This is a genomic window from Actinopolymorpha sp. NPDC004070 (assembly GCF_040610475.1).
Lineage (GTDB): Bacteria > Actinomycetota > Actinomycetes > Propionibacteriales > Actinopolymorphaceae > Actinopolymorpha.
Genome location: NZ_JBEXMJ010000009.1, coordinates 60773 through 75427, shown reverse-complemented (window position 1 = coordinate 75427; position 14655 = coordinate 60773). Strand labels below are relative to the sequence as shown.

The following is a 14655-nucleotide window of genomic DNA, read 5'->3' as shown; positions in this document are numbered from 1 at the left end:
ACCTCTCCAGGGTGAACTCACCCGAGTCCGACGTTCGCCACCAAGGGCGGACGCTGAGCCGGAAGAAGAACGGTGCGAGAGATCACGTCACATCCGGCACCCTAACAAAGAATGTCCGCGTCGCGGCACAACCTCAGGACTTGAGAGTACGAACGAAGAAGTTCAGCGCCTGGATGCCGAGTTCGGCCCATGGCTCGGAACCCCACGGCAGGTCGACATCCGTATGAAGGTTGTGGTGAACGCCCTCCATGACATTGAACTCGACGTACCCGTCGTGCGCTCGAAGCGTGCGGGCCAACGTCTCGGCCTGTTCGAATGGCACGGTCTCGTCGTCAGTTCCATGGACGATCAGAAACGGTGGAACGCCGGCACACACGTGCGCTGCGGGGCTTGCCAGCTGGCGCAGTTCGGCGGTCGCGGACAGCGGCCCGCCGAAGAGAGCATCCATCACCTCGTCCTGCCAGCCTCCCTGCGGAAACGTGAGGAAGTTACTCGGGGCACACCGCACGACTGCCGCCTGGACGGCACTGGACCGTCCGCCTGATCCGCACTCCCCCTCCAAGTCGGCCCGCTCGGCCGTGGTAGCGGCAAGCGCTGCGAGGTGGCCGCCGGAGGAGTCGCCCCACACCCCGATGCGATCAGGGTCGATTCCGTGCGCCGCCGCGTTCGAACGGAGCCACCGGATCGCCCCCTTGACGTCGTGAATCTGCGCGGGGAACGGGGCTTGGCCGCTCAGCCGGTAGCTCACGTTGGCAACGACGAAGCCGTGCACCGCAAGAAGCGGACCGTGCCATGGATAGAGGCCGTACGAACGATGCCCGTCCCGCCACCCGCCTCCGTGCAGGTACACGATTGCCGGCGACGGCCTCACAGGTCTTGGGGTGGGAACGAGCAGGTCCAGGTGAAGCGCTGCCTGCCAGGCGGGTAGGCCCGGAACCGATCCGTACCGGACCGCACTCCGAAGTTCAACCGCATAGGGCGTTTCGGGCATCGTCATCAGCACGCCGGCGACGTTAGCGGCACAGGCTCCGGTGAATCCAAGGACGACTTCTGTCCATGACCGGACAACCTCCCAGGAGTGAACACGGCAACCGCGCCGAGCCGCAGCTCAAATCGGTTGAGGCCCACCGGGAACATAAGCGACGCTTGCACCCGCGCGGCGGTGGGTCGGACCGGAGGTGAACAGCGGTGGGAGCCGAGACGTCGGTGCCGGCTGTCGGTGAACTGTCCGACGACGACACCAAGGTGTGGGACGGCCATCAGTGGGAGCCGCTGTGGCTGCTGCGGTCGGAGATCCCGAGCGCCACCCGGACCTGCTTCGGCCACGTCGTGAATCAACGCCCGACGTTCATGACCGAGGGGCTCATGAACCAGTCGTGGCGCGTCGAGTCACTCGATGGAACGTACGTGGTGCGGGTGAGCCGATCCGAACTCAGCCGGGAGCAGGTGGCTTACGAGCACGCCGCGCTTGGTCTACTCCGCTACGAGGTGCCGGAAGTCGTGCCCCCGTTGCCGGGCCTCAACGGCGAGACACTGCAGATCATCCGAGGACAGGTTCTGTCGCTCTTCCCCTACGTCAACGGCTTCCTTGGCACTGAGGTCGCGGCTGGGATCCGCTGGCAGCAGGCCGCCTCGGTCCTGGCGCGGATCCACCGCGCTGGAACGAACCTCGAACTCGGGGTCGCCGACGACGTTCGCAGCGTTCTCGACCAACCGACTACGTGGTCGACCGTGCGACCGGTTCTGCAACAGGACCTGCCGCACACCACCGAGGTGAAGGAGCTGTTCCGGTTCCTCGACGCCGAGGCTGCGGAACTCGAATGCTGGCTGGAGAGTCTCCGGAGTTCCGGACGGCCGTTGAGCCGTGGCATGGTCCACGGCGACTTCAACCCGCGCAACCTGATCTTCGACAAGGATCGGCTCGTCGCGGTCATCGACTGGGAGGCCTGCCACGTCGACGTCCTGGCGTACGAGGCCGCTCTCGCGGTCCAGGCTCCCGACCCGCTGGCGTTCTGGCAGACCTACCTCGAAGCCGGCGGCCCACTGCCGGCCGAGGACTTCGACCTACTCGGCGGGTTCAGTCGCATCCGCACACTCTCCGAGCTCCAGTTCACCACCGATCGCGATGGACGAACCAGCCCGTGGGCGATCGACGTACTCCGGGACGTCGCCGGCGACCTGCACCGACTACGCGAGTTCTCGAATAGCAGCCGTGATGATGTCGGTGGCGAAGGAACGTAGGTGCGGACGAGCGGCCGCGACCAGATGGGCCAGCTCGATCACCCGATCCTGCGACGACAGGTCGAGCCGCGGTTCGGCTCCCACACGTTCGAATCCACGGGTGAGACCGTCCCGCGCGATCTCCGGTCCACCGCGGAGCAGCTGTTTGATGGCGGCGAGCGCGTTCATCAGCGCGCTTTCGTACGGACACCACTCGTCCCCTCGCATCGAGGGATCGTCGGCCACGGCAGCGTCGTACGCCACCGACGCCGCCCACACCTCCAGGTCGAGGCGCCACGACAGCGGTACGCCGGCGAAGCGGACGAACAGCCGCCGCAGGTGGGGCGAGCGCTGGTTGTCCGGGTCGGACCGGAAGGACGCAAGCGGGCCGACGGTCGCCAGGGCGGTGGACACGCAACCGAGCGCCGCGCCGAACCGGTCGTCCGGCACGACCCAGCCCAGGTCGACGTCGCTGTAGACGTCGGCAGATCCGGACGCGAGGGACCCTCGAAGCTCGGCCACCGAGCCCGGGACCGCCTCGGCAAGCGTGGCACGGATCCGGTCGGCGAACGCGAGCCGCTGACCCGGATCTCCCGCGAGCCGCGGTACCTCCGGATCGGGCGGGTTCATCGTGCCCCTCCTCCGTTATGCGGCATGGGTCGCCAGTTGGTGTGTTCCCAGACATCTCTGTCTCCGAGCCAGTCGAGGTACTCGTCGTAGGAGCTCACACCCTCGTCGATGACCGCGCGGTACACCCAGTATCCGTGGGCTCGGGTGCCCCGGCCGACGGCCTCTTCCTTGATCGCCAGGACCGCATCCCGCCGGCCGTCGGTCAGTGCGGCTGTCAGTGCCTCGGTCAGGTCGGTCGAGGAGCGGTGGGCGAGGCCGCTACGAAACAGCCACATGTCGACGTGCCAGGTCTCCTGGGGAGCCAGCTCGTACTCGAGTTTCCAGTACAGGCCCTCCGCGGCTCGGTCGCGTTCGTCCTTGTACCGCATGGCCCGCACCTTCGGAAGCTCCGCAAGCGCGGCGGCCACACCGAAGCCGTCACGGATCGACGGGCTGTCGGCGTAGATCTCCAGGTCGACGTCGGGCCGTACGACGACACCCAACGCGACCGAGCCGACGACGACCGGATCGCCGACGGTCCTCCACCGATCGAGAAGTTTCAACTCGTCCAGAACCTGCCGAGCCTGCGCCAGGCGAGCATCCGCCCGAGCGGCTCGTTCCTCACGTACTCCCATCAGCACTCCCAGGATCCCCGACGCCGACAAGGCAGTGGACCAGTACGGGCCCCTGCTGCGCAAGCAACTTCTTGTTGACAGGCGCATGCGGGTCCCGACGGGTTGCTTGTGACTGGCTGGTAGTGGTGATCCTCGGCTCGCCAGGCGAAACCCCTGTCGGGGTTCGACCGGATGACCGCGAGTGGACGTGGTCACGAGTGTGACGATTCCTTGACACTCCGCGAGCACCGGCCTAGCTTGTGGCCGCGTTCAGCTTCACCAGCACTTCCCCCGAACCACCAGCCCCAGCAGGGTTCTCACGGTTCCACCGCCGGTTTCACTCCACACGATCGCTGGAGACATCCATGAGCGGCAACGGTGACACACGCAGACCTCGACCCACCCGCAGGAGCGTCGTCGCGGCCGGAGGGGCGGTCGCTGGTGCCGCACTCGCCGGTGGCTCCGGACTCGCCTGGGCAGCGCCCGCCTCGGCGGCGGACAGGCGGATCCGGCTCGCCGAAGACGGCAGGACGCGTTACCGGATCTACTGTGGCGCAGGCGAGGACCTCACGACCCGGCACGCGGCCGACGAACTGGCCCACTACCTGAAGGCCATCACCTCGGCGACGTTTCCCGTTGTCCAGTCCGACGACCCGCCGGACACCGCGGAGCTCCTGGTCGTCGGGCGTGAGAACCCCTTGGTACGCCGCTTCGGCAACATCGACCCGACAGGCCTGGGAGAGGACGGCTTCGCCCTGCGTACGCGCGGACGGGCCGCCCTGATCGCCGGCGCCAACTCCCGCGGCACCCTCTACGGCGTCTACTGGATCCTCGACCGTCTCCTCGGGGTGCGGTGGCTGGCCGCCGACTACACGGTCATCCCCCACGCTCGCACGCTCGACGTCTCCGTTGCTCGGCTCAACGGGGAGCAGGTGCCGCGGTTCGCCTACCGCCAGATGTACGCAGGCGACGCGGCGGACCCCGCGTACCGGCACCACAACCTGCTGAACGGCAACCGTGGTTGGGATGACGATGACATCCCGGCGCCCCTCGACACCTGGTCGACGTACTGGCCGGCCCATCCCTTCGGCGGAACGTGGCGGACCATGGTTCCGGACGAGGAGCTGTGGTCCGGCGGGCAGATCCTGGCCATGGACGACCGCACCCGCCAGTTGGCGGCGGACAACCTGGTCACCACGATCCGCAAGCGCATCGCCGACGGGCTCGATCCGTCCAGCGGCTTCGACCAGCAGGACGCGGACTGGCAGCCCGACCCCGCCAGCAAGGCCTTTGTCGACCAGCACGGGGGCGCGCTGTCGGCCGCCGTGGTGGATCTGGCCAACGACGTCGTGACCCGCGTACGGAAGAAGATCCCGCAGGCGCGCATCAGCACGCAGGCGTACTGGTTCAGCTTCGCTCCCCCGACCGGCATCAGGGTCGACGACGCCGTGGTGCTCACTGTCGCGCCGATCCAGGCGGACTTCGCGGACTCGCTGTTCGCCGACGACAACGCCGAGATCGGCCGGCAGATGCTGACCTGGTGCGGGCTCGCGAACAACATCGTCGTGTGGGACTACCTCATCGACTTTGCGTCGTACATCCAGCCGTTCCCCGACTACTGGGCGATGGCCGACGGAATCCGGGCGATGGCCGACCACCCGCAGATCCGGGGCTACTTCGGCGAGCACGCCTACAACGCGGTCGGGAGCGAGTTCGTCCACCTGCGCACCTGGGTGCTGGGACGGCTGCTCTGGGATCCGCACCAGGACGCGGACAAGCTGATCGGCGAGTTCCTGGACGGCTACTACGGCCCGGCAGCGACGCATGTGTACCGCTACATGCGGCTGCTGCGCCAGTCGGTGGAGGACACCGGTGTCCGCCTCACCATCGGCGTGTCACCGACCTCGCCGTACCTCAACTTCGACACGATGATGGCGGCCGACGACCTGATGGCGCAGGCGGAGTCGGCGGTGAGGGACAGTGCCGACCTGCGCAAGCACGTGCAGGCCGTACGCCTCGGCGTCGACTACGTGATCCTGCTGCGTACGTCGGATTTCCTGCGGACCGCCCGCGAACGCGGCACCGACTGGGACCCGGACACCCGGAACCGTCTCGACCGACTCGAGGAGGAGATCCGCGCCGCCGGGCTCACCAGGATCAGCGAGGGCGGCGGCACTCCGGAAGATCTGCTGCGTCAGCTCCGGATCGCCACCGCGCCGGCGACCCCGCCCGCGACCGTCGCGGGCCTTCCTCCGGAGGACTGGGCCGACTACCAGGAGCCCGCGTTGCGCCTGTACGCGCCGGTCACCACGATCCTCGACGACGCCGGCGCGTCCAACGGGTACACCGTGCGGATGCCCGGCAACCGGCCGGACTGGGGCGTGCAACTTCCGCTGGACTCCCTGCCGACGACCGGAAGCTGGAAGGTCTACGTCACGGTCCGGGCCGAGACCGGATCGGCCGCGCCGGATGCGGCCGCGATGGTCGCGGGGGTGTACCCGCCGTTCGGGAACGAACGAACCATCAAGGTTTCGGAGGTGGCCGACGGCGAGTACCACGAACTCGAACTGCCGGGTGTCTACCAGTACGACGTCGCCAATCCGAGGTACGTCTGGATCGCGCCACCGAACTCCTCAGCCGTCCAGTACGTCTACGTCGACCGCGTGTTCGCCGTCCGGGCGTAGCCGGGCGGCCGGCAGTCGGTCAGCGGAGAGTGTCGCCAGGTCCCCACAGTGGCGAACACCAGTCGCGCGGCTCACGCGGGCCAGGGTCCCTCGCCGTGGACACCGGCGTACCGTTTCATGATCTCGGCGTGGGGCATCACCAGCCGAGGCGACGATGCCGCTGGAGGGTTCATGGTCTCGACAAGTGCGCGCACGCGAAGCCGGCCACGACGGCTCTACCTACGGATCTTCTTCACCGGTCTGCTGCTGTGGCTGGTCGCCGTCGCCGTGACGCTGCTGACGTCGAACGCCAACCTCGTCCCCACCGTCGTGCTGCTCGGCAGCTTCCTGGTCCCGGTGTCGTTCGTCGCGTGGGCGTTCGAACGCTGGCGGGACGAGCATGTGACCACCGAACTCGTCGTCACGGCGTTCGTTCTCGGCGGGCTGCTCGGCGTGTTCGGCGCGTCTCTGCTGGAGTCGTACGTCCTGCATCCTTCGCCTCTGCTGTTCCTCGGCGTCGGGCTGATCGAGGAAGGAGCCAAGCTCGCCGCGCTCGTCTTCGTCACCCGCCACATGGCTCGGCGGCACACCAGGGACGGCGTCGTGCTGGGCGCGGCCGTGGGGTTCGGGTTCGCGGCGTTCGAGAGCGCGGGGTACGCCTTCAACGCCATGATCACCGAGAAGGGGCTGTCCCTGCCCGACCTGGTCCAGACCGAACTCCTGCGCGGCGTCCTGGCACCCGTCGGGCACGGGCTGTGGACCGCCATCCTCGGTGGAGTGCTCTTCCACGTGGCCCGCAACGGTCGCGTTCACTACTTCCGCGGCGTGCTGCCCGTCGTGTACCTGTGGGTGGCGATCCTGCACGCCCTGTGGGACTCGATGCACTCGATCGCACTCGCCCTGACGCTGGTGCTGACCGGGGTGTCGGCGAGCAGCTTCATGCAGACGGGCTACCTGCCGCAGCCCACCCCCGACCAGCTCCGGCTGTTCACGATCCTGTCCATCGGTGGCCTGGCGTTCGTCTCCGTCCTCGGCCTCGTCACGCTCGCCGTGACGTGGCGCAGCGGCAGAAGCGAACGCGCTCAGCCGTCGCTGTCCAGGCCACGCACGTAGGCCACCGCCTGCTCGACGTCGCGGGCGGTCCACGAACTCGCGCCGCCGGCGGCCGGATGAGCGAGGTTGTCCCGCCCCTCGTCGTCGAGGAACTTCTGCATGCTGGTGGGCAGCCTGGTACCGCGCGCATCGGGACGCCCGACCGTGATCCATCGCAGGTGGCCGTCCTGGCCGACGATGACCACGACGTCCTGGTGGTGCACGTCGTAGGGGTGCTCGACCTTCTGGCCGCTCAGCCAGTCGCGTACCGGCTCCTCGGTCGGGACCTTCTCGGTGGTCACGCCGAGCGCCTTCCACATCGCGGTGACCTGTGCCGGTTTGCCGGTGACCAGGAGCCAGTTCGGCAGCGCGCCGTACAGCTTCGCGTAGGCGTGCATCCGGCGTACGGTGTCGCGGGCGGGGTCGACCGTCAGCTCCACGAAGACCACCTTGCCCGGCGAGCCGGAACGCTTGGCCGCCTGAGCGGCCAGGGCTGCCTGCGCCGCCTGGTGGAAGTTCTCGCTGGTCATCGGGCACGTCTCCTGGCACATGGTCAGCAAGGGCGCGAGCACGACGACCTTGCCCCGCAGGGATCCCAGGGTCAGGTGCCGGCCGTCCTGGTCGGTCAGCGGCGTGGAGGCGGCGGCCGCGGGCAGCGACTGGTCCATGGTGTTGCCGGTGGCCACCATCCGGGCGGCCTGCGGTGCGGGCCGGCTGTCCGGCGTACGCCCCGCCCGGCCGGAGGAGTCGGCTCCCCCACCACAGCCGGCGACGCATCCCACCGCGACTGCGAGCGCCGTGAGCACGCCGGCGATGCGACGGACCGTCACCAACCGCAGGCGCACAGCACAGGACCTTCCTCGTCGCGGTCGTCAGCGCGGCGATGCTACCTCCGGAACCTGGTAGCCCCGGACGTCGAGCGTGCGGCGGACTACGCGGAGTCGCCGCCGTCGCGCTCGCGAGGCGACCGGTCAGGGGTCGGCGCGGTCGCCGCCCGGCGCTGCTTGAGCAGCGGTACGCCGCCCCACACCCCCAGGTAGACCAGCAGCCCGACGATCGCCGCGACGATGCCGGCCCCGTCACCGACCACGACATCGAAGATCAGCCACACCACGCCGACGGCGGCGAGACCGGACAACACCAGGCCCGCCCTGGCGCACCGGTTGCCGACCAGGACCAGCCACTCCTTCTCCTGCTGCCGGAAGAGTGTCCGGTGGTAGTTGACCGGGGCGAGTACGAGAACGGTGGCCAGCACCGAGATGGCCAGCACGGCGAGGTAGATACGAACCTGTCCGGGCTCGAGGGAGCTGAACCGCTGCTGGAAGGGCAGGGACACCAGGAACGCGGTCAGGATCTGCAGCCCGGTCTGGGCCACTCGCAGCTCCTGGAGGAGCTCGTTCCAGTTGCGGTCTCGCGCCGTCGTCTCTTCGGACATGCTCACCCTCTACCGTGAATCACCATCGCCGTTCGAGCGCTCCGTGAGCACCGACCGGGGCCGGCGGTGCGGGCGCTCGTTCCCTCACCCCGGTTCCCGCGTCGGCCAGTATCCACGGCCAGGGGCCTTGTCGCGGCGGTCCGGCAGTTGCTGCGGTGAGCCGGAACGCTGCGTACACAGGGCGAACGCGATCCGATACGGCACCGGGTTCCGTCCGCACCCGGTTCCGTTTACACCAAGGCCGTTGCGGTACGGAGATGAGGTGAGTCACCACCGGCCGGCGGAAGGAGCGCGACGGACATGCGGGCAGTGGAGGACCTCGACGAGCTGACCCGGCTCGTGTACCGGCAGCAGGGCCTCTTCGTCCGGTTCTCCGAGGGGCCGGAAGCCGATGCCGCGCAGGCGAGCGTCGACTACGAGAGTGGCCTGCCGCTGCCCGGGCTGTCCGTGAACCGCCTCGACCCGCCCAGGTGGTGGACGCGGCCGCTCACCGACTGGCTCGCCCGCCAGATCTGCCAGTACGCCCACCTCGCCGAACGCGCCGCCAGTCGTACCGGATGGATCCTGACCGGCAAGGTCGTGGGCAGAGGACCGGACGACGAGCCCCTCCTCAGCGACATCGAGCCGGTCGCCTGGCTCGGCAAGGACGTCCTTGACCAGGCCCAGGGCTGGTACGCCGAGTACTTCCACGTCGGGCGCTCCAGCGCCTGACCCGGCCAGTTTCCGGAATCGGACGCCATCCCCCCGTTTGATCCAGGGCACACGGAAACTGTCAGCGACCTGTATCAGGGGGGACACGGAAGGTGGCGCATGGCTGGCAGGGGCACCGACGTAGGGCAGAGCACGAACACCGACCGGCGACAGGGCCGCAGACGACGACTCGGCATGCGCTGGTGGGTCCTCGGCTGGCTCCTCGTGGGCGGCATCATCAACTACTTCGACCGGGCGAACCTCTCCCTCGCCACGCCGCAGATGATGAAGGAGCTGCATCTGTCGGCGGCTGACATCGGCCTGATGGCGTCGGTGTTCTCCTGGACGTACGCCGTGATGCAGCTTCCGGCCGGGCACCTGATCGACCGGTTGGGCAGCCGCCGCGTCTACACCGTGGCGGTCACCCTGTGGAGCGTCGCCACCCTCGCGACCGGGCTCTGCTACCGGCTGCCGCAGTTCCTCGCGGCACGCCTCGTGCTCGGGGTCGGTGAGGCGCCCTGCTTCCCCGCCTCGGCCAAGATCACCAGCAAGTGGTTCCCCAAACGTGAACGTGGAACGGCGACCGGCATCTGGGACTCCTCGTCGAAGTGGGGCCCGGCGCTGGCGCCGCTGCTGCTGGTCCCGGTCATGGTCCACTGGGGATGGCGGGCGCTGTTCGTGGTGACCGGCGTACTCGGCCTGATCTTCGTCGTGGCGTTCTGGGTCGGTTACCGCGACCCGGCAGGCAGCCGCCGGCTCTCCGCGGAGGAGCGCGAACTCATCGAAGCCGACGAGCAGGACGCGGAATCGGAGACGGACCCCGAGCCCGAACACGTCTCCTGGCCGCGGCTGTTCACGCAGCGGACGGTGTGGGGCATGATCCTCGGCTTCTTCTGCACGATCTGGATCTGGAACATCTTCCTCGCGTTCCTGCCGCTGTACCTCGTCCGCACCCAGGGCATCGACCTGGCCAAGCTCGGCCTGTACGCGAGCATCCCGTGGCTCGGCGGCGTGGTCGGCGACGTGGGTGGCGGTTTTCTCACCGCCCGGCTGGTCGCGCGGGGCGTCGGCTCGCCGTTGAAGGTACGCCGGATGCTCATCCTCACCTGCGCTCTGCTGGCCGGCGCGTCCGTCGTGCTGGTTCCCAGCGCGCACGGCCTGGCGCCGACACTGGTCCTCTTCACGCTCGCGCTGTGCTTCGTCTCGGCGATCACCGGGTCGGCGTGGGCGATGCCCGGTGACGTGGCGCCGCAGCACCAGGTCGCCTCGGTCGGTGCCATTCAGAACTTCGGCGGCTACTTCGGCGGAGCCTTCTCACCGCTGGTGGCCGGGCTGATCGTCGACCGTACGGACTCCTGGTCCCTGGCCTTCTACAGCGGTGGCGTGGTGGCCGCGCTGGCCGGGCTCTGCTACTGGTTCATCGTTCGCCGGCCGATCGCAGCGATCGCCTGACCGGCTCGGCGGCGGCCGGCCCGGGCAAGGTCGGCTTGACGCTACGAACCGACGCGACGAGGGGCGGGGAGCCACGCTTCTGGACTCCCCGCCCTTCGACGGCGAGCACGATCACTCGCCCTTTACTCTCCGCCGACCCGACTGGTGCAACGCCGGGTTGACGCCTATGGGGTGTTCTTCTTGTCCTTCTTCAGCGCGGCCTTCTGCACCACCTTGTTGGGCACGGCGGTGGTGCCACCGGCGGCCACAATTCGAAACGACAGAAATCGTGCCGATGTTGCAGATCCCACTTCTTGGGTATCCACCGGCAATGAGCCATCCACCGGCCCGTTCGAACGGTCGTGCCCACACCGGCTCCCGGACCACCGCCGCCCAGACCGGTGCGGAGCCAGGAGCAGAGCCCGGTCGGAGGATCGACGCCGGGCTCGGTGAAGGCCCCCATCGGGTTCTCGTGGTCTCGGCTGACATGGGCGGTGGCCACAACTCCACCGCCTGCGCGCTCGAGGAAGCGGTTCGGCGGCTGTGGCCGGGAAGCGAGTGCCACCGGGTCGACACGTTGGACGTGATGGGCCCGGGCGTCGGCCGGGCGTTCCGCTCGATCTACGTCTCCAACGTCGAGCGCACTCCCTGGCTGTACGAGTTCTTCTACGCCAGTGAGTGGCGGCACCGCTGGTTCGCCCAGGCGTCCAAGCGGTTCACCGGCTCCTGGGCCGGGCGGCGGCTGCGGACCGAGATCGACCGGTTCGAGCCCGACCTGGTGCTTTCCACCTACCCGCTGGGAAGTTCCGGGCTGGCCTGGCTGCGGCGTCACCGCGGGCTCGGCGCACGCACCGGGTGCTGGGTCTCCGACTTCGCACCGCACCCGTTCTGGATCTACCCCGAACTCGATGCCAACTTCGTCGTCCACGAGACCGCGGTGGCCCTCGCCCAACTGGCCGAACCAGGCGTGCAGGTCGAGGTGTGTGCACCGCCGGTCGTCCGCGCGTTCGCCCCGGGCGACAAGGCGCAGGCCCGGCGCGCGATGGACCTCCCGGCGGACGCCTTCGTCGTCCTCGTCTCATGTGGCTCGTACTCCTTCGGCGACGCGGACGCGACGGTGGCTGCGTTGCTGGGCGCCTCGGACAAGGTGTGCGTCGTGGTGGCCTGCGGCCGCAACGAGCAGACTCGCGTACGCCTCGAACGGCTCGGCCTGCCGCGGGAACGTCTGCTGCCCCTCGGCTGGACCGACCAGATGCCCACGCTCATGCGGGCCGCGGACCTGCTGGTGACCAACGCGGGCGGGGCCACCGCGCTGGAGGGGATGGCCAGCGCGCTTCCGGTGGTGACGACCTCGCCGATCGCCGCCCACGGCGTGGCGAACGCCAACCTGATGGTGGTCGCGGGCCTCACCGACCTGTGCCCTGACCTCCCGATGCTCCAGTCGTACGTGCGCTCGCTGATCGAGGACCGGGCGCCGCTGGGGAAGCTGCGCGCCGCGACGTTGCGGCACCTGGAGCGGTACGACCTCGAGTCCGGCCTGCGCGCGCTCGCGGCTCTCCGGACCGCCCCTCCCACCATCCTCTCCACGCGTCAAGGCGCCCTTGCCGCCCGTCAAGCCGGCCTTGCGGAGGAGCCCCGGCCGACGCGGCCCTGGCCGATGCGACCGGCCGACGCGTTCTTTGCTCACGTCGAGACGGGCCCCTTCGCCCAGGAGCTGGGCGCGGTCCTCGAACTCGCGCCGCTGCCGAACGGCCGGGCGGTCACCGCCACGGAGATCCGGCGGACCATGCAGGCGAGGACGGGGGGCCTTCCGCCGATGCGCCGCGTTCTCCTCCGCCGCCCGCTCGGTTGGCTGATGCGGGACTCGGTCGACGCCTGGCGCCACGTCGAGGAGCATGAGGTGGGGCCCCGCGCGGACGAGGAGGAGGTCGGCGGAGCGCTCGGCGACTTCTGGTCCGCGACGATGCCGGCCGACGCACCGGCCTGGCGGGGGCTGCACGTGGCCGGGCACGCGGACGGACGGAGCACTTTCGCGGTCAAGCTGCACCACGCACAGGGCGACGGCATCTCCGCGCTCGGCCTGCTCGACCGGCTCCTCGACCCCTCGCCGGGTGACCGACTGAGCGAACGCCGCCCCGCAGCCAGGCAGCGCACCACCCGGGTGGGAGCGGGCCAGGTCCTGCGTGGGGTGGGCCGGCTGGCCGGCCGCGGGCTCGCGCCACGGCATCCCCTCAACCAGGTGAGCGCGACCGGGCAGCGGGACCTGGTCACGGTGGCGGTCCCGTGGCAGCGGATTCGCGACCTCGCCACCGCCTGCGGTGCCCAGCCGCACGAGGCGATCCTCGCTCTGGTGGCCGACGCGCTCGACCGGCTGCTCCGCCCGGCCGGTCTGCTGGCGCCCGGCCAGCCGTTGCGGGCGATGTTTCCGGTGGCGTTGCGGCCACCGAAACTCGACCGGATCTCGGGCAACTGGACCGGCGCCCTCGCCGTCGACCTGCCGACGGGTCCGCTCGGGCTCGTCCAGCGGACGGAGAGGGTGCGCGCCGGCACGCGCCTGCACGCCCGGCAGGGCGAGGTGACCGCCTCGGCGATGGTGATGTGGGCCGCCGGGCAACTCCCCCGCCCCCTGCACCGAGGATTCGCGCGGGCGACGTACAACAGGAACTTCTTCAACACCATCGTGTCCTACATGCCCGGCGCACGGGGCCCGCGGACCTTCGCCGGCGCCGACGTACGCGCCGTGTGCCCGGTTCTGCCGCTGACCTCCGGCGTGCCGCTGACCGTCGGGGTGGTCGGGTCGGGCGCGGTGGCCGGCGTGGGCGTACTCCTCGACCGCGGGCTGGGTCTGGAACGCGTCGTCGTCAAGGACGCCTTTCGCACCAGCTTCATGGCAGCCGCCGAGACCTCGGTCGAACCCTCCGTCGCGGTGGGAGCCCCCGGCTGAGATGGGAACCCTCATCGGCGTCCTGTGCGCGTTGACGGGCGCGGCGACCTACGGCGCCGCCGGTGTGCTGCAGCACCATTCGGCACACCAGGCACCGCAGCGTGGCGCGCTACGTCCCCGGCTCCTGCTCGACCTCATCCAGATCCGGGCGTTCCGCACGAGCGTGGTCTTCGCCGTTGGTGGGTTCGTCCTGCAGGTGGTCGCCCTGCGGTTCGCGCCGCTCGCGCTGGTCCAGCCGCTGCTGGTCACCGGCACGCTGTTCTACATCGGGTTCGCCTACGCGATGCGCCGGCAGTGGCCGGATGCCCGGCTGATGCTCGGCGCTCTGGTGGCGATCGTGGGGCTGACCGGGTTCCTGCTGCTGGCCTCACCGAGCGAGTCGTCCCCGAGCGAGGCGGCCGAACCGATCGGCAACTCCGCCGTCGTGCCGCTCGGCATGGTGCTGGTCGGGCTCGTCGCGGCCTGCCTCGTGGCCGCCACTGTCGTGCGCAACGACCTTCGGGCGATGCCGTTGGCGATCGCCACCGCGATCTGTTACGGCGTCACCGCCGGCCTGGTCCGCGACCTCTCCTCCTCCGCCGACCTCGCACAACCCGGCATCGTCCTCTCGCGGTGGCAGCTGTACGGCATCGCCCTCATCGGCGTGGCGGGGTTCCTGCTGAACCAGAACGCCTTCCAGAGCGGGCTGATCGGCGCGCTGGCGTCGGCGGTCATCACCGTCGGGGACCCGATCGTGGCGGTCGCCTTCGGCGCCACCTGGCTGGGCGAGGACATCGCCGCCGGACCGCTGGTCACCACCGCACAGGCCGTCATGATGGTCCTGGTCGCCGGTGGTGTGCTCCTGCTCGCCCGGCGTTCGCAGCAGGTCGCGCGGGACTTCCGCGAGGAGGACGACGCCGCTGCGGTACGCCGGATCGCGCCCCAGGGGCTGTCCTGAAACACGCCCTGGTGACAGTG

The 14655-nt window shown here is 69.6% G+C and carries 13 protein-coding genes; 7 read left to right on the top strand and 6 right to left on the bottom strand.

Annotation, left to right across the window (positions count from 1 at the left end):
- Positions 1-133: 133 nt before the first annotated feature.
- Positions 134-991, bottom strand: coding sequence for an alpha/beta hydrolase (locus tag ABZV93_RS17500; RefSeq protein WP_354937352.1), 858 nt, complete (start codon positions 989-991; stop codon positions 134-136).
- Positions 992-1188: 197 nt separating this feature from the next.
- On the opposite strand from ABZV93_RS17500, the gene ABZV93_RS17495 reads away from it, so the two are divergent.
- Positions 1189-2241, top strand: coding sequence for a phosphotransferase (locus ABZV93_RS17495; protein ID WP_354936764.1), 1053 nt, complete (start codon positions 1189-1191; stop codon positions 2239-2241).
- Here the strand turns inward: ABZV93_RS17495 and ABZV93_RS17490 are convergent.
- Positions 2188-2850 (bottom strand): hypothetical protein, encoded by a 663-nt coding sequence (locus ABZV93_RS17490; RefSeq protein ID WP_354936761.1) that lies wholly within the window; start codon positions 2848-2850, stop codon positions 2188-2190. The genes ABZV93_RS17495 and ABZV93_RS17490 overlap by 54 nt on opposite strands.
- The gene (locus ABZV93_RS17485) at positions 2847-3464 is read right to left on the bottom strand and encodes a hypothetical protein (protein WP_354936758.1); all 618 of its coding nucleotides are present in this window, start codon (positions 3462-3464) and stop codon (positions 2847-2849) included. The genes ABZV93_RS17490 and ABZV93_RS17485 overlap by 4 nt, the downstream gene beginning before the upstream one ends.
- A gap of 344 nt (positions 3465-3808) precedes the next feature.
- Between ABZV93_RS17485 and ABZV93_RS17480 the strand changes: the two genes are divergently transcribed.
- Both ABZV93_RS17480 and ABZV93_RS17475 read left to right on the top strand, forming a co-directional pair.
- Complete coding sequence (locus tag ABZV93_RS17480) at positions 3809-6127, top strand: DUF4838 domain-containing protein (protein ID WP_354936755.1); 2319 nt, start codon at positions 3809-3811, stop codon at positions 6125-6127.
- 171 nt (positions 6128-6298) lie between these two features.
- On the top strand, positions 6299-7219 hold the full coding sequence (locus ABZV93_RS17475) for a PrsW family glutamic-type intramembrane protease (RefSeq protein ID WP_354936752.1): 921 nt from the start codon (positions 6299-6301) through the stop codon (positions 7217-7219).
- Here the strand turns inward: ABZV93_RS17475 and ABZV93_RS17470 are convergent.
- Positions 7189-8043: an SCO family protein gene (locus ABZV93_RS17470; protein ID WP_354936749.1), complete on the bottom strand. Its 855-nt coding sequence runs from the start codon at positions 8041-8043 to the stop codon at positions 7189-7191. The two genes, ABZV93_RS17475 and ABZV93_RS17470, sit on opposite strands and share 31 nt — an antisense overlap.
- A gap of 86 nt (positions 8044-8129) precedes the next feature.
- Positions 8130-8633, bottom strand: a complete 504-nt coding sequence (locus ABZV93_RS17465; protein ID WP_354936746.1) for a DUF6328 family protein — start codon at positions 8631-8633, stop codon at positions 8130-8132.
- Between the two features lie 300 nt (positions 8634-8933).
- On the opposite strand from ABZV93_RS17465, the gene ABZV93_RS17460 reads away from it, so the two are divergent.
- On the top strand, positions 8934-9344 hold the full coding sequence (locus ABZV93_RS17460) for a DUF6098 family protein (protein ID WP_354936743.1): 411 nt from the start codon (positions 8934-8936) through the stop codon (positions 9342-9344).
- A gap of 99 nt (positions 9345-9443) precedes the next feature.
- Positions 9444-10775: an MFS transporter gene (locus tag ABZV93_RS17455; protein WP_354936740.1), complete on the top strand. Its 1332-nt coding sequence runs from the start codon at positions 9444-9446 to the stop codon at positions 10773-10775.
- 164 nt (positions 10776-10939) lie between these two features.
- On the opposite strand, the gene ABZV93_RS17450 is transcribed toward ABZV93_RS17455, so the two are convergent.
- Positions 10940-11080, bottom strand: coding sequence for a hypothetical protein (locus ABZV93_RS17450; RefSeq protein WP_354936737.1), 141 nt, complete (start codon positions 11078-11080; stop codon positions 10940-10942).
- Positions 11081-11085: 5 nt separating this feature from the next.
- Here ABZV93_RS17450 and ABZV93_RS17445 point away from each other — a divergent pair, with 5 nt between their 5' ends.
- Together ABZV93_RS17445 and ABZV93_RS17440 are read left to right on the top strand one after the other, a co-directional pair.
- On the top strand, positions 11086-13698 hold the full coding sequence (locus ABZV93_RS17445; RefSeq protein ID WP_354936734.1) for a wax ester/triacylglycerol synthase domain-containing protein: 2613 nt from the start codon (positions 11086-11088) through the stop codon (positions 13696-13698).
- 1 nt (position 13699) lies between these two features.
- Positions 13700-14635 carry a DMT family transporter gene (locus ABZV93_RS17440; RefSeq protein WP_354936731.1) on the top strand — a complete coding sequence of 312 codons (936 nt, stop codon included), beginning with the start codon at positions 13700-13702 and terminating at the stop codon, positions 14633-14635.
- The last annotated feature ends 20 nt before the right edge of the window (positions 14636-14655 follow it).